Annotated in this window: 23 protein-coding genes; 6 read left to right on the top strand and 17 right to left on the bottom strand. The window is 66.0% G+C overall.

The window, feature by feature from the left end:
* Positions 1-98: 98 nt before the first annotated feature.
* On the top strand, positions 99-605 hold the full coding sequence (locus RBA41_RS14300) for a CcdC protein domain-containing protein (protein ID WP_306624686.1): 507 nt from the start codon (positions 99-101) through the stop codon (positions 603-605).
* Positions 606-642: 37 nt separating this feature from the next.
* On the opposite strand, the gene RBA41_RS14305 is transcribed toward RBA41_RS14300, so the two are convergent.
* From RBA41_RS14305 to RBA41_RS14315, 3 genes are read right to left on the bottom strand one after another with little or no spacing between them, the layout of a single operon-like run.
* Entirely contained in the window at positions 643-3,468 is a 2,826-nt protein-coding gene (locus tag RBA41_RS14305; RefSeq protein WP_306624688.1) for an ATP-binding protein, read from the bottom strand.
* A gap of 9 nt (positions 3,469-3,477) precedes the next feature.
* A complete protein-coding gene (locus RBA41_RS14310) occupies positions 3,478-4,272 on the bottom strand; it encodes a hypothetical protein (RefSeq protein WP_306624953.1) in 795 nt (264 codons plus the stop codon).
* Entirely contained in the window at positions 4,265-5,632 is a 1,368-nt protein-coding gene (locus tag RBA41_RS14315) for a hypothetical protein (protein ID WP_306624690.1), read from the bottom strand. Before RBA41_RS14315 ends, RBA41_RS14310 begins: the two co-directional genes overlap by 8 nt.
* A 209-nt stretch (positions 5,633-5,841) precedes the next feature.
* Between RBA41_RS14315 and RBA41_RS14320 the strand changes: the two genes are divergently transcribed.
* Positions 5,842-6,246, top strand: coding sequence for a hypothetical protein (locus RBA41_RS14320; protein ID WP_306624691.1), 405 nt, complete (start codon positions 5,842-5,844; stop codon positions 6,244-6,246).
* A gap of 30 nt (positions 6,247-6,276) precedes the next feature.
* On the opposite strand, the gene RBA41_RS14325 is transcribed toward RBA41_RS14320, so the two are convergent.
* Both RBA41_RS14325 and RBA41_RS14330 read right to left on the bottom strand, forming a co-directional pair.
* The gene (locus RBA41_RS14325; RefSeq protein WP_306624692.1) at positions 6,277-7,032 is read right to left on the bottom strand and encodes a DUF3108 domain-containing protein; all 756 of its coding nucleotides are present in this window, start codon (positions 7,030-7,032) and stop codon (positions 6,277-6,279) included.
* A gap of 3 nt (positions 7,033-7,035) precedes the next feature.
* On the bottom strand, positions 7,036-8,166 hold the full coding sequence (locus RBA41_RS14330; RefSeq protein ID WP_306624693.1) for a DUF3108 domain-containing protein: 1,131 nt from the start codon (positions 8,164-8,166) through the stop codon (positions 7,036-7,038).
* A 131-nt stretch (positions 8,167-8,297) separates the two neighbouring features.
* Here RBA41_RS14330 and RBA41_RS14335 point away from each other — a divergent pair, with 131 nt between their 5' ends.
* Entirely contained in the window at positions 8,298-8,960 is a 663-nt protein-coding gene (locus tag RBA41_RS14335) for a PhaM family polyhydroxyalkanoate granule multifunctional regulatory protein (RefSeq protein WP_306624694.1), read from the top strand.
* A 52-nt stretch (positions 8,961-9,012) separates the two neighbouring features.
* Here RBA41_RS14335 and RBA41_RS14340 read toward each other — a convergent pair whose 3' ends face one another.
* The 6 genes from RBA41_RS14340 to pdxR form a co-directional block, all read right to left on the bottom strand.
* Positions 9,013-9,228, bottom strand: a complete 216-nt coding sequence (locus RBA41_RS14340; RefSeq protein ID WP_099874024.1) for a hypothetical protein — start codon at positions 9,226-9,228, stop codon at positions 9,013-9,015.
* A 92-nt stretch (positions 9,229-9,320) separates the two neighbouring features.
* Positions 9,321-11,006: a tetratricopeptide repeat-containing response regulator gene (locus RBA41_RS14345; RefSeq protein ID WP_306624695.1), complete on the bottom strand. Its 1,686-nt coding sequence runs from the start codon at positions 11,004-11,006 to the stop codon at positions 9,321-9,323.
* Complete coding sequence (locus tag RBA41_RS14350) at positions 11,003-11,752, bottom strand: sensor histidine kinase (RefSeq protein WP_306624696.1); 750 nt, start codon at positions 11,750-11,752, stop codon at positions 11,003-11,005. The genes RBA41_RS14345 and RBA41_RS14350 overlap by 4 nt, the downstream gene beginning before the upstream one ends.
* 49 nt (positions 11,753-11,801) lie before the next feature.
* A complete protein-coding gene (gene mnmC1 / locus RBA41_RS14355; RefSeq protein ID WP_306624698.1) occupies positions 11,802-13,442 on the bottom strand; it encodes an FAD-dependent 5-carboxymethylaminomethyl-2-thiouridine(34) oxidoreductase MnmC1 in 1,641 nt (546 codons plus the stop codon).
* Positions 13,439-14,011: a DNA-3-methyladenine glycosylase I gene (locus RBA41_RS14360; protein WP_306624700.1), complete on the bottom strand. Its 573-nt coding sequence runs from the start codon at positions 14,009-14,011 to the stop codon at positions 13,439-13,441. Before RBA41_RS14360 ends, mnmC1 begins: the two co-directional genes overlap by 4 nt.
* Positions 14,012-14,025: 14 nt before the next feature.
* A complete protein-coding gene (gene pdxR, locus RBA41_RS14365; RefSeq protein WP_306624701.1) occupies positions 14,026-15,537 on the bottom strand; it encodes a MocR-like pyridoxine biosynthesis transcription factor PdxR in 1,512 nt (503 codons plus the stop codon).
* 96 nt (positions 15,538-15,633) lie between these two features.
* Here pdxR and RBA41_RS14370 point away from each other — a divergent pair, with 96 nt between their 5' ends.
* Both RBA41_RS14370 and RBA41_RS14375 read left to right on the top strand, forming a co-directional pair.
* Positions 15,634-16,098, top strand: a complete 465-nt coding sequence (locus RBA41_RS14370; RefSeq protein ID WP_306624703.1) for an OsmC family protein — start codon at positions 15,634-15,636, stop codon at positions 16,096-16,098.
* The gene (locus tag RBA41_RS14375) at positions 16,098-16,709 is read left to right on the top strand and encodes an FMN-binding negative transcriptional regulator (RefSeq protein ID WP_306624704.1); all 612 of its coding nucleotides are present in this window, start codon (positions 16,098-16,100) and stop codon (positions 16,707-16,709) included. Before RBA41_RS14370 ends, RBA41_RS14375 begins: the two co-directional genes overlap by 1 nt.
* On the opposite strand, the gene RBA41_RS14380 is transcribed toward RBA41_RS14375, so the two are convergent.
* From RBA41_RS14380 to RBA41_RS14390, 3 genes are all read right to left on the bottom strand, one after another.
* Positions 16,706-19,552, bottom strand: coding sequence for a sensor domain-containing diguanylate cyclase (locus tag RBA41_RS14380; RefSeq protein WP_306624706.1), 2,847 nt, complete (start codon positions 19,550-19,552; stop codon positions 16,706-16,708). The genes RBA41_RS14375 and RBA41_RS14380 overlap by 4 nt on opposite strands.
* Positions 19,553-19,771: 219 nt before the next feature.
* Positions 19,772-20,722 carry an AEC family transporter gene (locus RBA41_RS14385; protein ID WP_306624707.1) on the bottom strand — a complete coding sequence of 317 codons (951 nt, stop codon included), beginning with the start codon at positions 20,720-20,722 and terminating at the stop codon, positions 19,772-19,774.
* Between the two features lie 107 nt (positions 20,723-20,829).
* A complete protein-coding gene (locus RBA41_RS14390) occupies positions 20,830-21,492 on the bottom strand; it encodes a DUF4142 domain-containing protein (protein ID WP_306624708.1) in 663 nt (220 codons plus the stop codon).
* Between the two features lie 116 nt (positions 21,493-21,608).
* Here RBA41_RS14390 and RBA41_RS14395 point away from each other — a divergent pair, with 116 nt between their 5' ends.
* The gene (locus RBA41_RS14395) at positions 21,609-21,734 is read left to right on the top strand and encodes a hypothetical protein (protein ID WP_306624709.1); all 126 of its coding nucleotides are present in this window, start codon (positions 21,609-21,611) and stop codon (positions 21,732-21,734) included.
* Between the two features lie 30 nt (positions 21,735-21,764).
* On the opposite strand, the gene RBA41_RS14400 is transcribed toward RBA41_RS14395, so the two are convergent.
* From RBA41_RS14400 to RBA41_RS14410, 3 genes are all read right to left on the bottom strand, one after another.
* Entirely contained in the window at positions 21,765-24,251 is a 2,487-nt protein-coding gene (locus RBA41_RS14400) for a glycoside hydrolase family 3 protein (RefSeq protein ID WP_306624710.1), read from the bottom strand.
* Between the two features lie 169 nt (positions 24,252-24,420).
* A complete protein-coding gene (locus tag RBA41_RS14405; RefSeq protein ID WP_306624711.1) occupies positions 24,421-25,443 on the bottom strand; it encodes a LacI family DNA-binding transcriptional regulator in 1,023 nt (340 codons plus the stop codon).
* A 107-nt stretch (positions 25,444-25,550) separates the two neighbouring features.
* On the bottom strand, positions 25,551-26,603 hold the full coding sequence (locus RBA41_RS14410; protein ID WP_306624712.1) for an ABC transporter ATP-binding protein: 1,053 nt from the start codon (positions 26,601-26,603) through the stop codon (positions 25,551-25,553).
* Positions 26,604-26,606 lie beyond the last annotated feature (3 nt).

The following is a 26,606-nucleotide window of genomic DNA, read 5'->3' on the forward strand; positions in this document are numbered from 1 at the left end:
CCGGTATTTACGGGGCGTATGCCATGCACGGTGGGTGGAATCGGCGGCGTGCGGCGGGCGTTTATAATGCGTGTTTCAGGACCGGAATCACAATCGCCATGTCAATTACCACTCTCGCGCTGCTGGTGCTCGCCCCTTTCCTGGTGTGGCGCTTCTACCAGCGCCTCAAGGCCATGATGATGCGCCAGCGCTCGATCGTCTCGCGCCATTACACGGGGGTGGGCGTGTTCGCGGCCATGATCCTGGTGGCGGGGTCGGAGGTGATGTCGCGGCCGGTACTGCTCGGCTGGCTGGCGCTGGGCACGGCGGCCGGCATCGCGTACGGGATCTGGGGGCTGCGGCTGACCAGGTTTGAAAACGATACCTGCTACTTCACGCCGAACGCGCGCCTGGGGATGGTCATTGCGATGCTGTTTTTCGCGCGCGTGATGTATATCGGCGTGGAGATTTATGCGAACCAGGGCAGCAATGTGCCGACGCCGGGGTTCACCGACAGCTTCATTACCCTGATTGCGCTGGGACTGACGGCGGGCTATTTCGGGACGTATTCGGCGGGCTTGATCCGCTGGCGCAGGGCGTTGAAGAAGGCGGTCAACGCGGCTTAGTCTCGTTGTCCCCGCGCCTTGGCGCGGGGACAAACTCTCAGACCGCCACCGCAGGCGTCACGCGCCGCTGCAGCACGAAAATCGGCTGCGCCCACGGCATATCTTTCTTCTTCTTGCTGGTGATGAGCGTCAGCTCGGACGGGTCGTACACATCCGTGTTGTGCGTCAGCGGCGTGGTCATCAAATACTGCGCCTCGGTGTTCTTGAGGAACTCGCCCACCAGCTGGATATTCCGGATATCCAGGTGGGCAAACGGTTCATCGATGAACACAAACCCGCCCGAGCCATCTTCCGACTTGAGCAAGCCAATCAGCAGCACCAGCGACTTCATCACCTGCTGCCCGCCTGACGCTTCGCCGTCGTTCATCCCGATCTGGTCCTTGCCGTCGAACTTGAAGCGCACGTGCAGGCCGGCCTGCGACAGCTGCACGTCTTCATTCTCCAGCTTGACCGGATCGGCATGCACCTCGATGCCCGCCAGTTCGCCCAGCTCCTTGATGTTCTTGCTATAGGTCTTGATGGTGTAGCGCAGCCGCTCGATGTACGCGCCGCGCGCATTGGCGGTCGCTTCGATCGCGCGGTTGTTCTGGTAGCGCCGCTCGTCGGTCTCGGTCTGGCGGCCCTGCAACTGCTCGTTCAGACGATGGTGCTGGTCGATGACCGTGGCATCGAGCTCCCAGTCGTCGCGCGCGAGACTATGTTCCAGCGACGCGACGCGCAGGTCGACCTGGTGCGCGTTCTGGTGTTCGGCCACCAGCGAGGCACGCCGCGCCGGACGGCGCCAGCCTTGCGGCAGATGGCGCCAGGCGCGGCGCAGTTCGAGCAAGGCGCGCGCATGGTCGGCGCGCTGCTCGATCTGGCGCTTGTGACCGAGCCGCAGCCCGGCTTCGGCTTCGGACAGGGACATGCGCGCGTTCTGCCATGTGGTGTCGGCACGCGTGCGCGCCACCGTGGCCGCTTTCGTCAATGCCTGCAGCTCGCCCAGGCGCGCGCCCACTTCCAGGCGCTCGGCCTTGAGCGGCACCGTGCCGCGCAAGGCTTCGTCGAATTCGGCCTGGCGCGCGGCCAGTTCCTTGGCCGCGTCGACCCCGGCGATGCGCGCCTTGAGCGCGCCCACTTCATATGCCAGCCTGCTGATGGCGAGCGTGAACGCGTCTTCCTGCGCTTCCAGCGCCGGCAAGGACTTTTGCAGCGCTTCCATGCGCTGGGTGCGCCCGGCCGTGCCGAAGCGGTAGCGCGACACTTCGACGAACAGCGAGCGCCCGCCGCGCCGTTCGCGGTGATACGCGTCCGGCGTGATCCACTCGGCATCCTTGTGCAGCTTGAAGCCCTTCTCCACCGAGTCGACCCGCTCGATGCGCGCCAGCTGGTCGATCAGCCATGGCGGAGCGGGGGCCGAAAAGCGCACCACCGACAACAGGCTGTCATCCTTCACCGCCGGTGCCTTGATGCATTCGGGGACGATGAAGTGGCGATAGCGCTCCTTCTCGGCCAGCCGGTACGCGGCCGCGGCATCCTTGGCGCGTTCGAGCAGCACCACCGAGGCATACCCGCCCAGCACACCTTCCACGGCGCCCTGCCACTTCGGATCGGTCACTTCGACGATATCGGACAGCATCGCGTGCGGGATGCCGTCGTCGCGCAGCGCGCGGCGCATGCCGCGCACGGCGTCCGGCTCGGGCATGGCGCTCTTGCCCTGCAAGGCCGAGATGGTCGACTTTTCGGTCAGGATGCGGCTGGCCAGGGCGTCGCGCAACTGGCGCTGGCGTGCCAGTTCGGCTTCTTTCTGGTCCAGCTGGGCCGCCACTTCCGCGATGTCGGCACCCGAATCGGCGGCCAGCTTTTGCAGGCGCTCCTTCTGTTCGAGCAGGCTGTCGAGCGGCTTCAACCTGGCGTTGACCTGGGTCAAACGGCTGCCCAGCACCGTCGCTTCCTGCTCCAGCAGCGTTTCCTGCTGCTGCGCGTCGGACAGCGCTTTTGCCTGCGCCGCCAGCGCATTGCGCTTTTCAATCAGCTGTGTGTCGGCCTGCGCCATCGGTTTGCGGGCGTCGCGCAGCGCGCGGCTGCCCGCCGCCGCCTTTTCGCGCGCTTCGTGGTATTCGAGGCTCGGAAGAACCTCTTCCAGCAGGTTGCGCCGTTCCTTGTGCAGGTCTTCCCACTGGTGGTAATTGACCACGCGCAGGCGCAAGCCTTCCAGGTTGGTGCGCGAGGCTTCCAGTTCGCTCTCGAAGCGCTTCAGTTCCGTTTCGGTGTCGCGCTGGTGGCGCTTGGCTTCGTCGTAGGCGTCCAGCACTTCCTTGTCGCCGAAAACCTGGAACACCAGGTCGAGCAGCTGGCGCGGCGCGTATTCGCACAGCTTGTCGGTTTCGCCCTGCTCCAGCGCCAGCACCTTGGCCATGGCCGGCGACAGGCCGGCGTTGTGCAGGCGCTTGCGGTAATTCTCGACGCCGAGCCAGTCGGTGGCGTCGTTGACTTCCTCGATCTGGATATTCCCCGGGCGCATAAGGTACTGGCGCTTCCAGTCGCCGCCGTTCTTTTCGATCTTGCAGAACAGCGTGACTTCATCGTCGCTGAAAAAGCCCGAACTGCGGAACGGCCGGTTCGACAGCTGGCGCCCCACCGCCTTGTTGTCGACCACGGAACGGATCCAGGCGGTCTGCTGCCCCGAGTGGCGCGCGTAGTGCTTGTAGGTGCGGCCCATCGAGCAATCGAGGCCGAACAGGGTGCGCAGCGCGTCGAGCAAGGTGGTCTTGCCGGAGCCGTTCTGGCCGGCGATGGTGATGATCTTGGCGTCGAGCGGGATGTTCTTGATCCGTTGCCAGTAATCCCAGTGGACCAGTTCGAGCGATTTAATGTGGAACATGGGCTAGCCTCAGGTTGGGGTATCGGCGTCGGCATCAGCTTCGGCGGCGCCAGGATCGGGCTCGATGGCGGCCAGCGCAATGGCGTGGGCCTCGGCGTCGCGGATGGCGCTGGCGTCGCGCATGGCGGTGGCGTCGTTGGCGGCTTCGCCGGCAGCCGGCTTGGGCACCGCCACCGCCACCGGCGCGCGCTTGAAGACGTCGGCCAGGGCGCCGTTGATGATGCGCTCCTTGAGCACGTCGGTATCCATCAGCAGGTCGAGCAGGGGACCTTCGAGGATCACGTCGCCGCGCCGTTCGATGAAGCCCATGCGCGAGAGCGCGCCCAGGTTCATGTCCATGCGCGTCTTTTTACCGAGCTTGTCGCCGAAGTCCGACAGCAGCGCGGTGTACGAGATGCCGATCGAGGTGTCTTCGGCGCGCGGCATCGGCTTGTCCTTGTCGAACAGGTCGTTCTGGTCGTCGTCGGCGTTCTGGTGGGTCTCCTGGCGTTCGCGCTTGGGCAGGATGATCTGCGCCCACAGCACCACCAGCAGCGCCACGCCGTCGCGCGTGAGACCGAAGTTATTGTTTTGCCAGATATCCTTGGCGCCGAAAATCTTCGGCTCCACGGCGCGGTGCAGCGCCAGCGTGACGTGGTCGGCGTAGACGTTATCGAGCAGCTTCAGGCCCGATTCGAGCAGGCGCTTGTCGACTTCGGCGCGGAACAGTTCATCGGACAGCACGCGCTTGACCAGTTTGTCGTCGCGGCGCAGGGTCTGGTGCGTCAGCAGGCGCGCAATCAGGATTTGGGAGTCGTCATTTATCATCGGCCGGGCCGCTTTCCAGATCAAGTGAGAGGGTGGCGATCGACATCGCAAAGACGTGCGGGTCGTTCAGCTGCACCATCTCGTCGGTGGGCGTGAAGGTGATCGGCAGGCGCGCCAGCTGCGCGGTGGCGCCCTGCAGGCTGGCCTCGGCGGCGTCGCCCAGCAGCGGCAGCATCGAGGCGCGGTAAGAGGCCACCGCGAAGCTGGCCGGCAGCAGCGAATCCTGGATCGGCACCGTTTTCGGGCCGTGCTCCGAGAAGCTGGGGAAGTTGCCGAGGTTGGCAAAATCGGCCAGGCGCGCCAGCCAGTCATCGAGTTCGGCCTGGATGGCCGGGCCGTCGTTGATCGTCAGCGGGGCATCCTCGCCCTGCGGCAGGCCGCTCGGGCCGGTGCTGGCGCTGCGCTCGGCCAGCAGTTCGGTTTCGGCCACGTCGATCATTTCGGCCGGGGTGACGAACAGCGGCATGACCGGGCGGTCGATCGCGCCCTGCGCCAGGCTCGATAAATCGTCGTGCGCCAGCAGCCAGCGCTTGACGTCCGTGGTCGACAGGCCGGACTGGCCGAGGTGCACGCGCTGGCGCTCGATCTGGTTCAACGCGCGCGAGAACATGCCCTGCATGTTCAGCAGCGCGCTCTGGGCGCGCCCGATGGCTTGCGCGGCCTTGTGGGTGGCCGAGTCGGCCCGCTCGTCGCTGGTGATCGCGCGCAGGATCTCGGAACCCTTCTCGACCCAGTCGCAGGCCATGTGCCACTTCGCTTGCGAGGTGCGCAGGCGGAACTCGGAACCGGAGGCGATCGCATCGCGAAATTCCTCGGTCAGTTCGACCAGGCGTCCCAGCAGGTGCTTGAGCTGTTCGACGGTGACCCCGCCCACGGCCTGGGCGCCGGCCACCTGCGAAAGCAGGAAACCCATCTCGGCGTCGTCGTCGGCCTGGCCCATCGAGAGCAGGGTGTCGAGCGACGAGAGCACGTTGCGCGCCATCGGCGTGACGCGGTACACCGCGGCCTGGGCATCCCAGGCCAGCAGGCTGTGCGAACGCAGGCGGGTGAGCACCGTTTCCAGGCTTTCGGGAATCAGGTAGGCCAGCTTCTGGTTGATGTCGGCGCGCGAAAACGCGGTGGTGCTGGTATCGGCCGCCAGTTCGCGCAGCACCAGCAGGCGGATCAGCACGCCGTCGGCGCCGCCATGGAACAGCGCGGTGAACGCTTGCAGCGTCGGCTGCGCCCGCTTCAAATGAAAGACTTGCTCGATCTCGTCAGCCGAAATGCCGGCGTGAAAATGCGCCTGCAAGGAATCGTGGTCGTCTTGCCCTAAAGTCAGTGGTTCTGCAGCCACGCCTGCCGTTGTTTCCATCATCGTGTTCCGGTACCAGTTTCTTGCTCTCGGCAAAAGGTCTTGCCGTTGGGGGCGTCAGTATATCAGTTAAGCCAAGGCAATCCGACCAAATGGTCCCACCCTGTTTGCAATCTTGTTTCATAATTGCAAGAATTATTGAAACCAAAGTAATATCACATCATTAAGAGGAGAGATGCGTGGATCAAGATGAGTTGCAAAGGATTACTGCCTTGCCCGATTATTTGCCGTCTCCGCAGGTGGAGAAGGAACTCGCCTCCCTGCTGCGCTCGTTCCGGCATGGGGTGCCGGACCCGGCGGAAAAGTTGATGATGATGCAAGCACTGTCGCAATTGGCCGACAGGCAATGGCAAACCTATGAAATCCTGCCGCATGCGGCCAGGAAGCGCCTGAGCGCGTTTGTGATCGGCGTGTGGGACCGGCGCGACCTCAATTCGACGGCCTTGATGCTGGCCATCATCCGCACCCTGGGGCTGGCCGATGCCCTGTCGTACGCCGCCTCGGTCGACCCGGAAAGCCTGGAGACGATCATCGCCGCCGACATCCGGCGCGCGATTGCCGAGTTCGGCGGGTCGGTGGGCAATCCGTATGCGCAGATAAAACAACGGCAACAATAAACCCGGGCCGGCAGCGCCCGGGAGCGGCGCTTATTTCTTGCTGATCTTGTCGACCGTCTGCTCGATGAACTCGCCTTCTTCATCGCTGTAGCGCAATTGCACCGGATACCACTCGTGCGCCGGGGCCAGCCACAGGTCGATGGCCTGGTCCTTGTCGCCCGGTGGCGGCGCCTTGATCAGGTGCACCGCCTCGACTTCGCCCAACCCGGTCGTGATCTTTTCGCGCTTGACCACCTTGAACGACCACGGCTGCGCATCCTTGCGCCCGGCCACGAACAGGCGCCATTCCGAGCCCGGCGTGAATTTCTCCGGCTGGGCGCGCGCCAGCGCCGCCAATTGCCACTGCGCGCTGCTGCGGTCCTGCTCGCCACCGAGCAAGGGATAGGTTTCCTTGCCCGCGCTGAAACTGAGGGTCTTGGCGGCGCGGTCGAAGGTGGCCGTGGTGGCTTCCTTGCGGAAGCGCTTCTCCACGAACTGATCCGGCGCGATACCGTAGTTATCGATCTTGCCTTCGCTGCGGCTGTCGAGGATCTTGCCGAGCATCTGGGCTTTCGTTTCGGTGACGAGGCTGTACTTGCCCTCGCCCGCGCGCCAGGTCACCTGGGCTTCGCCGCTCAGGCTCAAGCCTTTCTGGCGCGCCTTGAGGGTGTAGTGCAGGTCGGCCGAGGGCGGCATGTTGACCGGACGCAGCTGCGCTTCGCGCTCGGCCGCAACCGCGCCGGTGCTGGAGAAGGCACCGGCCAGTACGGCGCCGCCCAACAGGTGTGTCAATAGTGTAGGTCGCATAGTTTAGTTTCCTGAATCGGTGATGAGAATCTTGCGGATGGTCTGGGTGGTGACCGAGCCGTTCGACTCGGTATTGCGGATCTGTACCGGGTACCAGTTGTGTGCCGGCGCCAGCCAGATGTCCAGTCGCGAGTTATAGGCCCCCGGGCGCGGCGGACGCGCGACGTGCCAGGTCGCCATCCGCCCCATCCGGGTATCGATGTCTTCCTTCCCGACCAGCACGAAGCCGAACGGGTTGGCATCCTTTTCCTCGCCCACGAACAGTTCGACGCCGCTGGCCAGCTGGGCGCTGTCGGCCCGTCCGATGGCGGCCAGCTGCATCAGGAAGCTGGCCTTGTCCTGGGCCCCGGCCACCATCGGATAGCTGCGCTCGGAGGCGGAAAAGCTAATCTTGCCGTCCGGCCCGCCGAAATGGGTGGCCGTCTGGGTCTTGCCGCGCCGCTTTTCGGTGGCGGTGCGCGGCACGATGCCGTCCGCGCCGACCGTGCCTTCGCTGGTGAGCAGCACCAGGTTCACGCGCGCGACCAGCACGCTCACGCTCGCTTCCATCGACAGCTTGTAGGCGCCCCCCGCTTGCTTCCACGATATGGTCGACAGGCCAGACCAGGTGCCGCCGTCGCGGTCGGTGCGCGCCACGTCGAAGTTCAGCTCGGCCGATGGCGGCAGGCTGGCCTTGAGCGCCGGCTTGACCGGTTCCACCGGTGCCGCTTGCGCCACCGGCGGCGGCTCGGGCGCCAATTCCACGGCGGGCGCCACCTCGGCAGCGCTCGCTTGAACGGGCGCCGGCGCCGCATCGGCCGCGTCGCCCGCGCCGCCGGCGGGGCTGGCCTCGGCCTCGGCCTTGGCCTCGCTGTTCGCCTGAACGACGGGCGCGGCCGGTGCCGGCGTGCTCCGGGCCGGCGGGCGCGGCCGCGCGGCAGCCGGCTTCGGTTTCGGTGGCGGCAAGGGCGCTGTCACCGGCGCCGGCGCGTGCAGCTGGGCGACGATGGTGACCGGTTGCAGGTCCGGCGCAGTGGCCGGCGCCAGCGCGATGCGCGCGCCGACAAAGCTGATCGCCAGATAATGCAGCAGCACTGTCGCCGTGCCGATCGCCAGCGCGCGGCGTCGTCGGGAGAGAAAGGAGGCGATCGTCATGGCCACAGTTTAACGTGTCTGGCGCTTTTCCCGCTGACACCAAGCAGTGCGCGCTTTGCTGCTCGCACAACATACTTTGATAGGATGATAATTATCTGCTACGCTGAAGCTTCTACTTTACGGAGACTTCCATGCTGAAACCACCCATGCCCAACATCCCCGGTGTCGGCGCCGTGACCGACACGCTGGACTTCGTCAAGAATTTGTGGGGTAGCATGGCCGTGCCGGGGATGTCCTTCCCCAATATGGCCATGCCGCCTGTCTCGCTCGACGAGCTGGACAAGAAAATCGCCGACCTGAAAGCCGTCGAAGCCTGGCTTAACATCAATGTGTCCATGCTGCGCGGCACCATCCAAACCATGGAAGTGCAGCGCGGCACGATCGCCACCCTGAAATCGATGGGCGCGACCTTGGCGGCTGCCGTCAAGCAACCTGGTGCGGATGAGAAATCGGTGCTGGCGGCGGCGCCGTTCGCATCGGCGTTTTTCACCCAGCCGGCCCCGGCCAAGGCGCCAGCGCCCGAGCCAGCCAAAGAGCAGAAAGACGCGCCACCGGCGAACGCGATGAGCAATCCCGTAGCGTGGTGGAACATGCTGCAGGAACAATTTAATCAGGCGGTGACGACCGCAATGATGCCCGAGGCGGGCACGGACAAGGCGGGAGATGCTGCCGGCAAGGCGGCGCCGTCCGCGGCGCAGCCGTCGGCAGCGGACGCGGCCAACGCGAGCCAGGGCGAGCCGGAGAGTGAGGCCAAGGCCGCATCCCGGCGCGCCAAGCCGAAAACCGGCGCCTGACAAGGCACGCCGCCCGGAGGGGCGGCAGCGGCTGCCCTGTTACAGGAGTTGCCTACGCCAGTCGCTGAATCCGGATCGCGTCGATCAGGCCGTCTTCCTGGCGTTTGATGGTCGAGATGGTAATCAAACCATCTTCGGCCATCTGTTTGACTTGCTCATGCACAGCCTGGAACGAGGGCACGGTATCGCCCTTGGCGGCCACTGGCCGTATCCATGCACTGCTGCCTACACGCATTTTTTCATAGACTTCATTTGCGATGTCGCGCATGTACGTCCCTTTCTTGTTGTATGCGGAAACTTCCGCGCAGTGATCAGTTTATCACCAGCAAGCGTCGGGACAAGCGCAAACGTGCAAACGGCTCAGCCTGGGTCAACCCCATCGGCCTCGGCGCCCGCTCCCGGCGCCAGTACGGCAAGCTGTTCCATGAGCTGGGCGAAGCGCTGTTGCCCGGGCAGGATTTTGTCCACGTGCAGCAACACCTCGGTCGCTTCAGACGCCAGCGCGGCGTCATACCCGAGCTGTTGCATGTGCGAAATCAGGATCTGCGCCGAGTTGAACAGGATGCGCAGGTTGTTGGGCAAGCTCATGCGCGCGCTGCGCATCCAGGCCACGGCCTCGGGCAGCTTGCCGGTTTTCCATAGCGACACCCCCTGATTCATCAGGTCGCTCGCTTCCTTCCTCGACGAGCGGATCAGCGCCAGCCCCTCGTCGCCCATATGGACGTGGTCGAAGATTTTTTGCACGTCGTCGAGCAACTGCAGGTTGTCGTGGTTGTTTTTGATCACATAGCACAGCAGCTCGACAGGCGACTCGCGCTGCCCGACGAAAAACAGCAAGGTCGCCAGTTCCAGGCAGGTGGGCGTATCGGGACGCTCGGGACTGCCGATGAGCATCTCGTCGAGCTCGTCGCCGGCCTTGCGCGCGCGCTGGAAGTCGCCGCTCTCGTGGTAGACCATGCCCTCTGTAATCTTGCTGCGTAGTTGGATTTGTTCGCCTGGAAACTCGCGCTGGGCCAGCACCAGCAATTGCATCGCTTCCTTGGTGTCATGCTTGAGCCCGCAGACCCGCGCCAGGCCGAGATAAGCGTCGACCGTTTTCATCACCGAATATTCACCGATTGAAATGCACTTGCGGAATGCTTTTTCAGCCATCCCCACATTGCCGAGCTTGAGCGACACCTGCCCCAGCGAGCGCTGCCGCATCACCGAATTGGGCGACAGCTTGGCCGCGCGCTCGAGCACGGCGCAAGCTTCCTCGTGCTGTCCCATGCCCTGGTAAGTGAGCGCCAACTGATCGTAAGCGTCGATGTAGTAGCGGTTCTCGGCGATCACGCCCTGGAACATCTGGCGCGCCTGCTCGTATTCGCCGTTGGCCATGCGGATCTTGGCCAGGCCCGCCTTGGCCCATTGATAATCGCGCTCCTGCAGCACGCGCTCGTAGGTCTCGCGCGCCTTTTCCGGCTCGCCGCTCTTGAGCATCAGGCGCGCCTTCATGCGCAGCAATTCCATTTCGTGCACCTTGCTGGCCAATATCTGGCTGTCGCACATCTTGGCCGCGCGCAGGTAATCCTTCTCGGCAAAGGCCTGGTCGATCTGCTTGAACACTTGTTTCTTTTGCCACACGCGGTTCAGACGGGTCAGCAGCACGCCCTCGGTGATCGGCTTGATCAGGTAAGCGTCGGGCTGATGCTCGGCCGCGCCCATGACCGATTCGATGCCTTTCTCGGCCGACACCATCAACCAGACGCTGCTCGGCAGCAGCAAATTGCGTACGCGCGCCTCTTCCAGCACTTGCTGGCCGTTCTTGCCCTCGCCCAGGTTGTAATCGCACAACACCACGTCGTAGCGGATGCGCGCCAGCATGGCGATGGCTTCGCCGCCGCTGGACGCCTGGTCGATATTCTTGGCGCCCAGGTTGCGCAAGCTTTCGCGCAGCAACTGGCGGATGCCGATAAAATCGTCCACCACCAGGTAATTCTTGCCGGCCCAGTCGACCAGGTCGATGCTGGTGGCCAGGTTGGCGGTCGGCTTGGGATCGACGATCATGGCAGGCTCAGCACGAAGCAGGCGCCGCCGTAAGCGCCGCCGTTTTCCAGGCGCACGCGGCCCGCGCGCTGGCGATGCTTGTGCATCTTGGCCACTTCACTGGAGAAATACAGACCCAGGCCGGTGCTGTTGGTCAGAAAGTTTACGCCCGCGCTGGCGCCGTGCATGGCCGATACGCCGGCCTCCAGCATGGCGGCCGAGTAGCCGGCGCCGTTGTCTTCGATCCGGATCTCGAGGTCGCCGTCGACCACGCCGATGGCCAGGCGGATCGTGTCTTTGGTGTAATGGATGGCATTGTTGATCGCATGCCCGAGCACCCCGACGATCAAGTCTTCGTCCACATGCCAGACCAGGTCCGGATCGGCGCTCGTTTCCAGCTTGATATGGCGCGAGTCGAGCAGGATGCGGCTGGCGCCCACCACCTGCGCCACCAGGTCGCCCATCGCCAGCGGCTGCATGTCGAACGGATAGGCGGGTTTGCCGACCTGCTTGTACAGGGCCAGCAGCTGGATCAGGTTGTCGTTCAGGCGCTTGGTCTGGTACAGCATGTGCGCCATCTGCGGATAGGCCGTTTCGGTGCCGGGCGCGGCGTTGGCGAGCAAGGTTTCCAGCGTGCCGCTCAGCACGCTGACGGAGTTTTTCATATCGTGCGCAGTGGAGGCAAGAAACAGAAACAGCTCGTTCGACTCGGGCGCATCGTCCATCGTGATCGGCTCCAGCCACGCTGGGCGCGGCGATCGTTGCAAAAGAGTTGCTGCATACCAATTATAACCGGGTGACACGATGCCCGGTTCGCTATCCTACCTCGCCACGGCGCCGTTCGCGCAGCAGGAAACGGGCCGGATCGAGCGCGGCGACCAGGTCGGCCTCCAGCGGCAAGGGCTCGCCGTTAAGCTGCGCGGCCAGCAGTTCGGCCGCCAGCGGCGCCCAGGTCAGGCCGCGCGATGCGTAGCCCAGCAAGCCGTACAAGCCCGCATGGCGCGGCACGTCGCGCAGGCGCTCGATGCGGCCCGCCGCGTCGGGGTCGGGCAAGGCGCCCACCAGCGGCATGCGGTCCGGCGCCACGCAGCGAAAGCCGACCCTCCCCTGCAGCGGCGCGTCGCGTCCAAGCGCGCTCTGGCCCAGCATGGTGCGGATCTTTGCCAGGTTCTCGTCCTGGCTGCCCTGGCGCAGGGCCGGGTCGGCATCGTCGTCGTAGCTCGCGCCCAGGCTATGCATGCCGCCCACGGCCGGCGTCAGATAGGCTTCGCGGCACAATACGAAGGGCAGCGCCGGCGCGGCGCCCTGGGCCAGATGGGTCACCTGGCCACGCACGGGGGACAAAGGCAGGCCGGCGGCGAACGGCACGTCGGCCGCGCCGGTGCCGTTGGCCAGCACCACCACCGGCGCTTGCGCGAGCACCTCGCCGGTGGCGTTGATGGCGCACCAGTCGGCGCCGCGTTTTTCCAGCGTCACGGTGCCGGCGCCGAAGTGCCGCACCAGCGCCTCGCCGCAGGCGGTGAGCATGGCGCCGCAGGCGCTGGCGGGCCGTATCCAGCCGCCCTGGCGGAACAGCCAGGCGCCATCGGGCGCGGGTGCGCCAAGCAGCTCGCCGGCGGCCGGCGCTTCGAGCCATTCGGCGAAATCGGCGGGGTAGGCGTGGTTTGCCGCGATGGCGCGCTGCACGTCCGCATGCGCGGCGTCGCGCGCCAGTTGCAGCACGCCGCAACGCGCGCTGTCGATGCCGTTCTCGCCAATGCGGTCCCAGTAGGCTTGCGCATACAGGAAGGCGGCGCGCGACAGGCGCGTCATGAGGTTGTCGTCTTTCGAGAGCAGCGGCATGGTGATGCCGGCCAGGTTGCCGGAGGCTTCGCGCGCCGGTTGCGCGTGGCGTTCGATCAGCGTCACCTGCCAGCCGCGCGCGCACAGGCGCTCGCAGGCGGCGGCGCCGGCCAGGCCGGCACCGATCACGATGGCGCGGCGCGCGCGCGGCGCTGGCGGCCCGGCTTGGGGGCGGCGGCTGGCATAGACCGCGCGCTGCACGCCGGGTTCCCAGGCAAAGCCGGCGCGCGCCAGGGTCGCCATCTGCGTGTGCGTGAGGCCGTCGGCGTCGAGCAGCGCGCCAGGTTCGGCCAGTTTGCCCAGCGCGTGGGCAAAGCGGGTGCCGGCGTCACCGATGTCGTGCAGCCAGATGGCGTCCAGGCGTGCGCTCAGTTGTTCGAGCGCGCTGTCGAGCGGCGCCGTGAGCAGGTCGAGCGTGACCGCGTCTTCCACTTGCGGAATGCGCCGGTAGCCGGGCAACGCCTCGCTGGCCAGCGCAATGTAATGCAGGCGCGCGGGCCGCTGCGGATCGTTGCGCCAGGCGTGCAGCGTCTTTTGAAAGGCCGCGCCGTCGCCATAGGCGGCATCGAAAATGACGAAGCGGGCGCGCTCGCTCCAAATGGTTTGCCAGTTCATGCGGTCCGCTGCGCGTGGCGAAAGCAGGTGGCCGAATGGTCGTCGATCATGCCGATGCCCTGCATGTACGCGTACACGATGGTCGAGCCGACAAACTTGAAGCCGCGTTTGAGCAAGTCCTTCGACAGGCGGTCCGACAGCTCGGTCTTGGCCGGCGAGCGCTCGTCGCCGCTGTAGTGGTTGACGATCGGTTTGCCGTCGACAAAATGCCACAGGTATTGATCGAGCGTGCCGCCCCCGGCGCGCAGGCGCAGGTAGGCCTGGGCGTTGGTGATGGCGGCGGCCACCTTGAGCTTGTTGCGCACGATGCCGGGATTGGCCAGCAGCTCGGCCACCTTGGCGGCATCGTAGCGGGCGATTTTTTCGGCGTCCCAGTTGTCGAAAGCGAGGCGGTAGGTATCGCGCTTGTTCAAGATCGTCTCCCAGCTCAGGCCCGCCTGCGCGCCTTCGAGATTGAGCATTTCAAACAGCGTGTTCTCGTCGTGGCAAGGCACGCCCCACTCATGGTCGTGGTAATCGAGATAGCGTTGATTGGCGGGGTTGGCCCAGGAGCAGCGTTCAATAGTCATGATGTCAGTATAGTTCAAGGCGCGCGTTTCGGCACCTTCGCCAGCACCGTCGCCAGCACGTCGATACCGTGCACGATTTGGGCTGTCGTCAGCGACGAAAACCCGAGCAGCAAGCCGGGGGCGAATGCGCACGCGGGCGTGGCCATGCGGTTGACATAATAGTCCAGGGCGCGCGTTTCGATGCCCTGTTCCAGCGCGCGCGCCACAACCGTGGCTTCATCGTGGCCGCGCCGGAAATGCACGGCCAGATCGAGGCCGGCGTCGGACGGGCCGACTGTCACCTGCTCGCCCATGCGCGCCTCGATCGCGGCCAGCAGCGCCGCGCGCCGTTCGGCATAGGCGTCGCGGGTGCGCCGGATGTGACGGCCGAAATGACCGTCCGCCATGAAGTCGGCCAGCACCATCTGCGGCACGATGGCGGTGTGGCGGTCCATCACCGCCTTGGCGCGCACCACCGGTTCGACCAGCGCCGGCGGAGCCACGATGTACCCGAGGCGCAGGCCGGGGAACAGTACCTTCGACAAGGTGCCGACGTACAGCACGCAGCCGGCGCGGTCCAGGCTTTGCAGGGACGCCAGCGGCGGACCGGTGTAGCGGTACTCGCTGTCGTAGTCGTCCTCGATGATCCAGGCGCGTTTGGCGGTGGCCCAGCGCAGCAGCTCCAGGCGGCGCTGCAAACTCATGGTCACGCCGAGCGGCAGCTGGTGCGAGGGCGTGGCCAGCACCATTTTCGCGTCCGGATAGTGCGCCATGCCGTAGGCGACATCCATGCCGTCGGCGCTCACGGGCACCGTGCACACGTTCGCGCCGGCGGCGAACAGCGGCGCGCTGGCGCCCTGGTAGCCGGGCGACTCCACCCAAACCCGGTCGCCGGGGTCGAGCAGCAGTTGCGACAGCAAGAACAGGCCCTGTTGCGAGCCGGAGGTGACGATCACCTGTTCCGGCGTGCAGGTCACGCCGCGCGAAGCGCGCAGGTAGACGCACAGCAGCTCGCGCAGCGGCGCGTAGCCGGCCGGGTCGCTGTAGCCCATGTGGTGGTCGGGATGGCGCCAGCGCCGCCCCTTCAACCGGCTCCACACATCGAACGGAAACAGGTCGAGGGACGGCATGCTGACCCGGAATGGACGCAGTTTCCCCTGGTGGAAGCCGACGCTTTCCATCGCCGTGGCGTAGGCATCGCCGCGCGCGGAAAGGGGGCGCATCGGGGCGTGCGTGGCATCCGGTCCGGGCGCGGCCTGCGCCAGATGGTCGCTGATGAAGGTGCCCTTGCCGACGGCGCCATGGAGGTAGCCTTCGGCGCTGAGCTGGTCGTAGGCGTTGAGCACCGTCTGGCGCGACACCGCGAGCAGGCGCGCCAGTTCGCGCGTGGGCGGCAGCTGCATGCCGGCGCTGAGCGTGCCGCGCAGGATGGCTTCCTTGATCTGCGCGTAAAGCTGGCGGAACAAAGGGTCGGGTGTGCCGCGCGCGAGGGGCAAGGCGGCGAGGATGTCGGTAACGAGCATGGCGGTCCGGTGATTGGTCTTCACATAATCGCGTGAATTGGATATTTGAGCAAGCCAAACCGGCGCATAAGATAAGCGGATGGGCACGTCGTGTCCAATCACCATCCGGAGCGAAGCAAGATGCAGCAATTCGAAGCACAACTGGTCTGGCAGCGCGGCGCGCAGCCTTTCCTGGACAACCGCTACAGCCGCGCGCACGCCTGGTCGTTCGACGGCGGCCTGCGCGTGCCCGCCTCGTCCTCGCCGCTGTCCGTAGCGCTGCCGATGTCCGACCCGGCCGCCGTCGATCCGGAAGAAGCGCTGGTCGCGTCGGTATCGAGCTGCCACATGCTGTTCTTCCTCTCGCTGGCGGCACGCGCCGGCCACGTGGTGGACGACTACCGCGACCATGCCCTCGGCACCATGGACAACAACGCGCACGGCAAGATGGCGATGACCAGAATCGTGCTGCGTCCTGCGATCACCTTCGCCGACGGCACGCGTCCCGACGCCGCCCAACTCGACGCCCTGCACCACGCCGCCCACGCGCAGTGCTACATCGCCAACTCGATCAAGGCTGACGTGGTCATCGAAGGAAGTGCTTAATGTACGGACCTTCCGCCTTCGACGAAATGCGTCCAGCGCTGCTGCACGGCCTGATCGACGCGCATCCACTGGGCACCATCATCACGCACGGCGACGGCGGTTTGGATGCCAATCACATCCCATTCGAGATCGATGCCGGCGATGAGAACGCGCCATTCGGCATCCTGCGCGCCCACGTCGCGCGTGCCAATCCGCTCTGGCGCCACGTTGGCGAGACGCTGGTGGTGTTCCAGGGGCCATCGGCCTACATCACGCCGGCGCTGTACGAAGACAAGAAAATCAGCGGCAAAGTGGTCCCGACCTACAACTACGCCGTGGTGCACGCGCACGGCACATTGCGCGCCATCGAAGACCCGGCGTGGATACTCGCGCTGCTCGGCCGCCTGACCACGCGCCACGAAGCGGCGCAGGCGGCGCCATGGTCGGTCGATGACGCACCGTCCGACTTCATCGACCGGCTGGTGACGATGATCGTCGGGATCGAAATTCCGGTCGAGCGCATGCACGGCAAATGGAAGGTAAGCCAGAACCGCTCGCGGAACGACCAGCGCACGATCGAGTCGGCCATGGATGCGCCGATGGCACAAGCGATGCAGCGACGCTCGGCCTAGCGCGGCGTCACCTTATCGGACACAAGTACCAGGCGCCGTGTCTTGGCGCCTGCGGCAACCTGCACCTCGTCGATGTTGGTCACCAGACGGGCCTCGCCGTCGTTCAGCGCCTGCTCCAGATGATGAATCAGGCGCGAGAACACGCCGTCGTGCCGCGCCTCGGGCGTGCTGTAGATGCCGGCCCAGGCATTGCGCCCCGAGCGCTTGACCAGGTACAGGCCCTGGTCGGCCAGCTCCACCACTTCGGACCATGACAACAGGCGCGGTTCTTCCGGCACGAACGGAAAGCACGCAAACCCGATCGAGCAGGTCTTGCGCAGCGCCGTCCCATCGGGCAGCACGAAGTCGCGGTTGGCGACCGCCTCGCGGATGCGCTCCGCCACCACTTTCGCGTCGTCACGATGGGTGGCGCGCGCCAGCACCAGGAATTCCTCGCCGCCCCAGCGAATCAGATAGTCGGACTCGCGGAACACTTCGCGCAGGCGCTCCTGCATCTGCACCAGCACCGCGTCGCCGGCGGCGTGACCATGCTGGTCATTGACTTCCTTGAAGTGATCCAGGTCGACCATGAAGAACACCAGGTCCTTGCCCGGCGCATTCTCGCGTTCCGGCGCGCCATTGCGCAATGGGTCGTCGTAGCCGCGCAGGCTCATGACCACGTCGGCGTCGACATGCTGCAGGAAGAAGCGGCGGTTGCGCAGGCCGGTCAGCTGGTCGGTCAGGCTGACCTCTTCCAGCGCCTTGTAGGCCTGTTCCAGTTCGACGTTCTTGTCCAGCAGCTGCGCCTGGGTCGCGCTCAGGGCCTTGAGCGTGGCCGCCACCTGCAGATAGGCGCCGGCGTTATCGAGGGCGATGGCGCCGTACGCGCACAAGGTGCGGAAAATCAGCCGCTCCCGTTCGCGGTAGGCGCTGGCCTGCAGCGACTGCACCGTCATCACGCCCAGCACCCGCTCGCCGATCAGCAGCGGCGCAAACAGCAGGCTCAGTGTCGGCAAGGTGCCCGGGATCAGGTTCGGCATGTCGTCGCCGGCATTGAGGTCGAGCAGGATCTCGCGCCGCTCGCGCACGCAGCGCGCCGAATTGGCATGTTCGTCGGTGAGCGAATAGCGCGTGGACGGCAGCGGCTTGCCCGCTTCCACGCCGAAGGCGCAGCGCAGCGAGCTGCCGTCCGCATCGATCAGGAAGATGGAAAAGTGGGTGGCGTCGAGCAGGCCGTGCACGTGGCGGTCGAGCGCGCGGAACACGGCGGCGGCGTCCAGATGGGTGGTGATCTCCTGCCCGATGGCCGACAGGTGTTCGAGCGTGGCGCTGGTCTGCTGCAGCACCTCGGCGCGCTTGGCTTCGGCCGCGGCGAGCTGGCGGTGATGCTCGCCTTCGGTCTTGGCGCGCTCGGTCTGGTACTGCACCTGCATCGCGACGGCGCGGTTGGTCGCCTCCTGGCTGTGCGTCTTGTCGCGCGCGGCGCCGGCGCGCAGCGCGATTTCATACGCTTGCGGATAGTCGCCGACGCTGGCGTACTCGCGCGCCACCGCGTCATACAGGTCGCCCGGCACCGTGTAGCCGTCGATGGTGGCCGCCACCGCCATGGCCTGCTTCAGGTAGTGCAGCGCGGGACTGGGCGCTTCCAGCGGCGCGGGATCGGCCAGGCGGTGGCGCGCGTGGATCTCGGCCAGCACCTTGAGCGCGGCGATCTGGTTGTAGGCGTCGCCGTGTTCGCGCGCCAGCGCCAGCGCCGCCGCAGCCTTGTCGAGCGCCTCGAGCGGGCGGTTCATGTGCGACAGCGCGTGCGCCTGGCCGCGCCGCGCGCCGCTCTGGAAGTCGGCCTGGCGCAGCGCCTCGCCGCGCGCTTCCAGGCGCGCGAAGCTTGCCAGCGCCGCCGCATAGTCGCCGCCGTCGAGCGCCAGGTCGCCCTCGTATTCGAGCGCGATGGCGTAGGCGCGCGATCCGGACATGGGTGCGAGCGTCGCCAGCGCCTCGTGCAGCAGTTCCAGCGCCGCTTCGCGCTGGCCCAGCTGGCGCAGCGTTTCGGCGGTCTGCATCAGCGCCAGGCCAATGCTCATCGGCCAGCCGGTCGGACGCGCCAGATCCAGCCCGCGCTGCATCCATTCGAGGGCCGCGTGGTGCGCATTGAGGCTGGTGAAGGCGTTGCCGATATTGGTGGCGACGTTGATCGCGCGCCGCACCTGGCCGGTGGCCAGCGCCGCCTCGAAGGTGTTCATCAACAGGCCGATGGCGCGCCCGAAGTCGCTGGACTGGAAAGCGGCGGTGCCGAGATAATCGTTGATCCATCCGGCGGCAGCCGGGTGCAGGCCTGTTTCGGCCGGGTCGAAGCGCTTGCCCCAGCGCTCATTGGCCGAATGCAGATTGCGGAACACCGCGAACAGGGCGGCGGCGGCGTCGATCACGTCGGCGCGCAGGCGGTCGCCGGCACGCCAGACGTCATGCGCGGCGCCCACCAGCTCAGCGTCGCTGGCGGCGGCATTGCCGCGATCGACCTCGATCCAGGCGCGCAGCCAGCGCGCGTCGGCGCTGCCGATGGAGTCATCCTGGCGGTGGAATTCGGCCCAGGCGTCGTCCGCCAGCGCGCGCGCGGCGTCCAGATGGCCGGCCAGCCAGGCCGCTTCGCCATCGATCAGCTGGCAGCGCGCCTGTTCCAGCCGGCGTTCGGATTCGGGCAGCAGCATCAACAGCGGCGCGGCGTCGATCGACAGCGCACGGGCGCGCGCCGGATCGCGCTGGCGCAGGTGCCAGGCCAGCGCCAGCATCGGCTTCAGGCGCGCGACGCCGTACTGGGAAGAAAGCTCCTCTTCCAGCTGCGTCAGATCCTGCTCCACTGCAAACATTTCTAGCAATCGAAACCCCCGAATTTGCCGCCACACCGTCGATGGGACATGCCCGGGGGCCTCGAAAACCGTAGCGAGCGGCGCAAGTTTCGTCCGAGACGCGCAGCCGTACGAAGGTACGGTGAGCATCGCAGGGCGAAAATTGCGCCGCGCAGTAGGTTTTTCGAGGTCCCCGCCCGTTATTATTTCACAAACAGGCTACCAGAAGTCGGAAATGTTTCATATCAGCAACGAGACGGCTGCCGAAAAACTCAGGAAAGACAACGCGGTCGACACCAGGATGATGCGCGCCACCCTGCCCGTGTCGGCGCCGAAGCGCTCGGTCAGCAGCGCCACGTTGCTGGCACTGGGCAGGCAGGCGACCAGCACCAGCACCGTCAGGGCGGACGGATCGATGGGAATGCCCAGGCCGATGGCGGCATGGCCGATGGCGAGCAGCAGCAGCGGGTGGATCAGCAGCTTGATCAGGGCAATCGGAACAAAATCGGCCAGCGCGGTGGGGCCGCTGGCGTTCATCTGCGAGCGCGCCAGCACCGCACCGATGGTGAACAGGGCCACGGGCGAGGCGGCGTCGGCCAGCAGGCTGATGGTGTCCATCAGCGGCGCGGGCAACACCAGTCCCACGCCGGATGCCAGCGCGCCGAGCAGGATCGACCACGGCATGGGGTTGCGCAGCATGCCGGCCAGGGCGTTGCGCAGGGCCGCCGCGCTACTCTGCCCGCCTGCCGGCCCGAGGCGCGACAGGGCGATGCACAGCGACGTCGTGATCACCAGGTCGACCACCAGCGCCACGATCACCGGTCCCGACGAGCGCGGCCCGAGCAGGGCCAGCAGCAGCGGCACACCCATGAAGCCGGTGTTGGGAAAGGCCGCCACCAGCGCCCCGAAGGCGCCATCGTTCCAGCCGGCGCGGCGCAAGGTGACCAGCATGGCCAGGCCCACTGTCGCCAGCGCGCACAGCAGGTAGACGCCGAACAGCCCGGCGTCGAGCAGCTGGGTCAGCGGCGTGGTCGAGCCGAAGCGGTACAGCAGGCACGGCAAGGCAAAGTACAGGACAAAGCTGTTCAGGCCGGGAATGGCCAGTTGCGGCAGCAAATGGCGCCGCACGGCGAGGTAGCCGCACAGGACCAATGCGAAAAACGGAAAGGTAATGGCGAGGATGGCGAGCATGAACGGTCATTGTAGCGTGACCGCTCAGCTCGCGCTCACGGCCCGCCCCCCGCCGGCATCGACAGCCTGGCGCGCAGGATTTGCCTGCCTTGCCTGCTGCCTGCTGCCTACTGCCCGGACTTCTCCGTGGCCGTGCCCGAGCTGCCCTTGGCGTTGTTCATATTGCCGTGCAGTTCCTGCGCCGCATTCAGATGCTGGTCCACGGTCGGCGTCATGCGCGTCACCAGCGCCTTGATATCGGCATCCTTGGCGCGGCCCTGTGCCCTTGTCAGCATGCTGTGGGTTTTCTTGTGCTCGGCCACGCCCGCCTGCGCCATGTAGGCGCGGTCGAAAGCATCGCCAGAGAGCGCGGCCAGCTTGTCGGCCCTGGCCTTGTGCGCGCGGTCCAGCGTGGATGGCAAGGTGATGCCCTTGGTCTGCGCCAGTTGCTGCACCTCGCTCAGCGCCTTGGTATGGTCGTCGATCATTTGCTGCGCATACTTCTTGATCTTATCGTCCTCGCTCTTGCTCTGCGCAGTGCGGGCCGCCTCGATTTCGGACATATTCGCCATGGCCAGGTCGGTGACAATCTTGCGGTCCGTGCTGCTCACGGTTGCGGCCCCACCGGTGCCGCTGGCGGTGCTGCCCTGTGCCATGCCGCTTTGTCCGGTGCCGCCCTGACTGCCGGACTGCTGCGTTGCGCTGGTCTGCGCCTGCACCGCCATCGCGGCGCACAGCACTGCTGCGAGGCCAGCGCCGAGCATTCGTTTTACTGGTTTCCTGTTGAGCATGTCGATCTCCTGATGAGGTTGGGATTGATTCTCGCGCACGAGCACATTGTCACTTTTTGACAGCGCACCGGTCCCGCAAGTTCACCCCAGCGTCGTGCGAATATCGACGATGACGAATGGCATCTCCAAATGAAAACACCGCCGGCAAGCGGCGGTGCGGGACTGCGGCGATACAAGATCAGTGCTGGAGCGAGATCGAGCAGGCCGCATCGAACGTCAGCGCCCTGCCGGCACTGACCTAGCGGGCCAATCACTCAGGGACGCGCCAGCACTCATTTCAGGTCCGCGCACTTGAGCGCATCCTTCTCGAGCGCAGCTCCGCCGGCCACCTCGATATTGGCAAAGGCCGCGCTGAAAGCGGCGTCGCTGGCCACCGCGAACGGCGTTTCCACTTTGGCCAGGTCGGCGCCCTTGGCCGTGAAGCAGGCCAGCGGAATCCTGACGGTCTGCTTGGCCTTGCCCACCAGCCCCTTGAACACCGTCGTCAGGTCGAGCGCGGCGCCGTCCATCGACACCAGCACCTTGCCGGCCGGCGCGGTGCCGACGATGGTATCGAACTGCAGCGCGCCATCCTTGCTGGCGAAGGCCGGCAGCGCCATCGCCCTGGCACCGCGCGCTTCGAGACGCGCAGGGCCGCTCCAGGTCACGTTCTTGGCGTCCTGCTGGGTGTTCACCTGCGAGGTCTCGATCTTCACGCCGGGCTGGGTGAACGCATTGTTCAAATCGGCGCCGAGCGCGCTGCGCTTGTCGCCCACCACCACGTACAGCGGCCAGGTGGCGCGGTCGGACTGGTTAAATACCGGATACAGATTGGTCACGCCGCAGCCGCCGTCGGCGTACGTGGCGTCGAGCTGGCCGACCTTTTGTTTACTGACGTAGGTCAGGCCGTAACCGGTCTTGAACAGCGGCGCGTAATCGGCGTCGCCCACGTTCACGGCCGCCTGGCAGATCGACTTGGGCCACGAGAACGACAGCTTGCCCTTGAAGCCATGCGCGCCCTTGAACAGCACATCGGCCACGCCCTTGCCTTCCGAGCCAGGCAGCCAGGCGGCGACAAAACTGTCGGACAAATTCATCAGGTCATTGGTGTACAGCGCGCGGCCCGACACCAGCACCGTCACCACCGGCTTGCCCTTGCCGGCGACGGCTTTGAGCACGGCCAGGTCTTCCGGATGGCGTCCGCTGTGGCGCAGTGTGCCGGACGGGCCGATGTCGCCGCCGAACTCCGCGTACGGCGTTTCGCCGATCACCGCCACCACGGTATCGAACGCTGCCACGTCGACGCCGTCGCCGGTGGCGCTGTAGGTCACGTTGGCGGCGCCGGCGGCGTCCTTGATGCCCGCCAGGATGGTTTCGCCGTTCGGGAAGTCGCTGTTCCTGTTATCGGTGCCCTGCCACGTCAGCGACCAGCCGCCGGTCTGCAGCGACAGGTCGTCGGCGCTTTTACCGACCACCAGGATCTTCTTGCCGCGGGTGAGGGGCAGCGTGCCGCGATCGTTCTTGAGCAGCACCAGCGATTCGCGCACCATCTGGCGCGCCAGCGCGCGTGCCTGCAGCGCATCGGCCTTGCCGGCGTACTTACCGGCCGACGGCTTTTGTCCGAACAGGCCCGCGCGCAGCTTCACGCGCAGGATGCGGGTGACGGCATCGTCGATGCGCGCCATCGGAATCTCGCCCGCTTCCACCTGCTTGATGGTGTTGCCGATGAAGGCTTTCCAGTCGTTCGGCACCATCACCAGGTCGATGCCGGCGTTGATCGCCTGGGCGCAGCTGTCGTTGCGGCAGCCCTTGACCTGGCCGATGCCGTCCCAGTCGCTCACCACCAGGCCGTCGAAGCCCATTTTGGTCTTGAGGATGTCGGTCAGCAGCTCGCGGCTGCCGTGGACCTTGCCGTAGTCCTTGCCGGAAGAGACATCGTCCCAGCTGTTAAACGACGCCATCACCGTCTGCGCGCCGGCTTCCAGGGCGCTGTAGTAGCCCGCGCCGTGGATGTTCATCATCTGTGCGGGAGTGGCCTTGGTGATGCCCTGGTCCTTGCCCTGGTCGGTGCCGCCGTCGCCCATGAAGTGCTTGGCGGTGGCGACCACGTTGGCGTCGTCGCGGAACTTTCCCTGCATGCCGCGCACGTATTCGGCGGCGTAGCTGTGCACCAGCGCCGGATCTTCCGAAAAGCTCTCGTAGGTGCGCCCCCAGCGGTCGTCGCGCGTGACCGCCAGGGTAGGCGCGAATACCCAGTTGATGCCGGTCGCGCGCACCGCCTTGCCGACCGCCTCGCCCATCTGCAGCGCGAGCTTCTTGTTGTGGGCCGCGCCCAGGCCGATATTGTGCGGGAACAGGGTGGCGCCGTACACATTGCTGTTGCCGTGCATGGCGTCGATGCCCCAGATGACAGGCACTTTCACTGTCATGTCGGTGCTCATCGACGCGTCGTAAAATTTGTCGGCCAGCGCAACCCAGTCGGCCGGGGTGGCGTACTTGTTCCCGTTCGGCCAGCTGCCGCCGCCATTCAAGACCGAGCCGATGTAAAACTCGCGCACCTGGTCGGGCGTGATGGCCTTGATTTCGGGCTGGGTCATCTGGCCGATCTTCTGCGCCAAGGTCATGCCGGCCACGATGCCGGCCACCTTGGCTTCGAGCGCGGCGTCGGGAGCGATGGCGCTGCGCACGCGCGGCCACTCGGCCAGGGTTTGGGGAGCGGCGCCGGCATGGCTGGCGTGCAGCAGCGCGACGGCTGCGATAAGACAGGAATTCTTGATCATGGTATCAGTGCGAAAAAGTGAAAATCCCCGCCGGTGAACACCGCTGCCAGGGTCCGTTCTGCTGCTGCCACAGGTTGGAAACGCTCCCAACCGAAGGGCAATAGTGCGACGGTGAAGAAATTTTGTCAATCATAAGATTGCGTAAATCCCCAAGGGATGAGGCAGGGAGTTACTCCGCGCGGCGCTTGGCCGGCTTGCCCAGGGAGGCGCGCACGGTCACGCTGATCGGAAAATCGCGCTCCACCGGATGCGCGCTGCCGTAGCAGCGGTTGAGCAGCGCATTGAGCCCGCTCAGGGTCACGTCGCGCCACGGAATGTGCACGGAGGTCAGGCGCGGCGCGGAGAACTGCGCGCTCGGCGTATCGTCGTAGCCGAGCACCGACACGTCGCCCGGCACCGACAGCCCCACGTCCTGGAAGTACGACAGCGCGCCGACCGCCATTTCGTCATTGGCGCAAAACAGCGCCGTGAACTTGTGGCTTGATGCCACCAGCTCGGCCGCCGCGGCCCATCCGCCTTCGGGCGAAAAATCGCTCTCGGCCACCCACATTTTTTCGGTATTGATGCCGTTGCGTTCAAGCTCGCCCATGAAGCCGGCGATGCGGTCGACGTTGTCGGGCGACGTCGCCGGCCCCGCGATCACCGCGATCTTGCGGTGCCGGTGCTCCAGCAGCGCGCGCGCCGCCGCGATGCCGCCCTCGGTATGGTCGGCCGAGAAGCACTGCTCGGCAATGCTGGCGAAGCAGTGGTTCAGCACCACCACGCGCGACTGCTTCGGCCCCAGCGCGGCGATGTCCTCGTCCGACAGGTGATTGGTCAGCAGAATCAGGCCATCGCAGCCGCGCTCCATCAAAAAATCGATGCCTTCGATGGCCTGGCGCCGCGCATCGCCCGAGCCGACCCCGAACGCCACCACCATGTGCAGGCCGGCGGCGCGCAGCGCGGTGTCGATCGACTGCAGGATCGGGGTGTAGAAGGTGCCCTTGAGGACGGGAATGTACACGCCGATCATTTGCGACGTCCCGGACAGCAGCGAGCGCGCCGCGTGCGACGGGCGGAAATCGAGTTCCGCGATGGCTTTCTTGACCCGTTCGAGCGTCGCGGGCGAGACCGAGCCCTTGCCGCTGACCACGCGCGACGCGGTTCCCAGGCCTACGCCGGCAAGGCGTGCTACGTCTTTGATATTGGCCACGACTTCCTTTGATCGGTCAGATTAGTAAATACAGCGAAAGCATACCGCAAACCGCGAATTATGCATGCCCGGCGCGTCCCTTTCCAGACAAAGCAGTGGCGCGCCGCTCACAGGCGCTGCTCGGTGGCCTTGTCGAACAGCGACACGCGCGCCGCGTCGACCGCGAAACGCACCGTCTCGCCCAGCGCGAACACGCGCGTGTCGTTGACGATGGCCGAGAGCTGCTGGCCGGCGGTGGCGATCCACACGATCTGGTGGTTGCCCATCGGTTCGACCAGCGCCACCGTGCCTTCGAGCGCGCCGTCGTCGGCGATGCGGATATGCTCGGGACGAATCCCGAGGACCAGCGCCTGGCCGGCCGCCGCGCCCGCGGCCCCGCCTTCCAGGCGAAAGCCGTTGCCGGCAAAGCAGCCGTCGGCATCGATCGCGCCGTCGATGAAGTTCATCGATGGCGAACCGAGAAAACCGGCCACGAACAGGTTGGCGGGACGCTCGTACACGTCCGCCGGCGCGCCGATCTGCTGGATTTTACCGGCCCGCATGACGACGATGCGGGTGGCCAGGGTCATCGCCTCGACCTGGTCGTGGGTCACGTAGATCATGGTCGAGCGCAGCGTCTGGTGCAGCAGCTTGAGTTCGCGCCGCAGTTCGGCGCGCAGCTTGGCGTCCAGGTTCGAGAGCGGTTCGTCGAACAGGAACACGCCCGCTTCGCGCACCAGCGCGCGCCCGATCGCCACGCGCTGGCGCTGCCCGCCCGAGAGCTGCGCCGGTTTGCGCGACAGCAGCGGTTCGAGGTGCAGCATCCCGGCGGCGCGCGCGATGCGGCGCGCAATCTCCGCCGTGGGCGTGCCGTTGATGCGCAGCCCGAACGACATGTTTTTCTCCACCGTCATGGTCGGATACAGTGCGTACGACTGGAACACCATGCCGATATGGCGCTCGCTCGGGTCGGCGAAGGTCATGTCCTCGCCGCCGATTTCCACCGTGCCGGCGCTGACCTCGATCAACCCGGCGATGCTGTGCAACAGGGTCGATTTGCCGCAGCCGGAAGGCCCCAGCAGCACCAGGAATTCGCCCTCCTCCACCGCCAGGTCGAGGTCCTTGATAATCTCGTTGCCACCCAGGGTGATGCATAGCTTGCGGACACAGACATTCGACATGGA

Source organism: Massilia scottii (genome assembly GCF_030846495.1).
GTDB lineage: Bacteria > Pseudomonadota > Gammaproteobacteria > Burkholderiales > Burkholderiaceae_D > Telluria_A > Telluria_A violaceinigra.

Bases quoted from the DNA above. Each gene is read 5' to 3' on its own strand.
- mnmC1 (WP_306624698.1), bottom strand. From the start codon at position 13,442: ATGAACTGGCAAACCATTTGGAGCGAGCGCGCCCGCTTCGTCATTTTC.
- RBA41_RS14410 (WP_306624712.1), bottom strand. From the start codon at position 26,603: ATGTCGAATGTCTGTGTCCGCAAGCTATGCATCACCCTGGGTGGCAAC.
- RBA41_RS14360 (WP_306624700.1), bottom strand. From the start codon at position 14,011: ATGACTATTGAACGCTGCTCCTGGGCCAACCCCGCCAATCAACGCTAT.
- RBA41_RS14305 (WP_306624688.1), bottom strand. From the start codon at position 3,468: ATGTTCCACATTAAATCGCTCGAACTGGTCCACTGGGATTACTGGCAA.
- RBA41_RS14370 (WP_306624703.1), top strand. From the start codon at position 15,634: ATGCAGCAATTCGAAGCACAACTGGTCTGGCAGCGCGGCGCGCAGCCT.
- RBA41_RS14300 (WP_306624686.1), top strand. From the start codon at position 99: ATGTCAATTACCACTCTCGCGCTGCTGGTGCTCGCCCCTTTCCTGGTG.
- RBA41_RS14375 (WP_306624704.1), top strand. From the start codon at position 16,098: ATGTACGGACCTTCCGCCTTCGACGAAATGCGTCCAGCGCTGCTGCAC.
- RBA41_RS14325 (WP_306624692.1), bottom strand. From the start codon at position 7,032: ATGCGACCTACACTATTGACACACCTGTTGGGCGGCGCCGTACTGGCC.
- RBA41_RS14340 (WP_099874024.1), bottom strand. From the start codon at position 9,228: ATGCGCGACATCGCAAATGAAGTCTATGAAAAAATGCGTGTAGGCAGC.
- RBA41_RS14380 (WP_306624706.1), bottom strand. From the start codon at position 19,552: ATGTTTGCAGTGGAGCAGGATCTGACGCAGCTGGAAGAGGAGCTTTCT.
- RBA41_RS14345 (WP_306624695.1), bottom strand. From the start codon at position 11,006: ATGATCGTCGATCCCAAGCCGACCGCCAACCTGGCCACCAGCATCGAC.
- RBA41_RS14395 (WP_306624709.1), top strand. From the start codon at position 21,609: ATGGCATCTCCAAATGAAAACACCGCCGGCAAGCGGCGGTGCGGGACT.
- RBA41_RS14390 (WP_306624708.1), bottom strand. From the start codon at position 21,492: ATGCTCAACAGGAAACCAGTAAAACGAATGCTCGGCGCTGGCCTCGCA.
- RBA41_RS14315 (WP_306624690.1), bottom strand. From the start codon at position 5,632: ATGATGGAAACAACGGCAGGCGTGGCTGCAGAACCACTGACTTTAGGG.
- RBA41_RS14335 (WP_306624694.1), top strand. From the start codon at position 8,298: ATGCTGAAACCACCCATGCCCAACATCCCCGGTGTCGGCGCCGTGACC.
- RBA41_RS14400 (WP_306624710.1), bottom strand. From the start codon at position 24,251: ATGATCAAGAATTCCTGTCTTATCGCAGCCGTCGCGCTGCTGCACGCC.
- RBA41_RS14385 (WP_306624707.1), bottom strand. From the start codon at position 20,722: ATGCTCGCCATCCTCGCCATTACCTTTCCGTTTTTCGCATTGGTCCTG.
- RBA41_RS14330 (WP_306624693.1), bottom strand. From the start codon at position 8,166: ATGACGATCGCCTCCTTTCTCTCCCGACGACGCCGCGCGCTGGCGATC.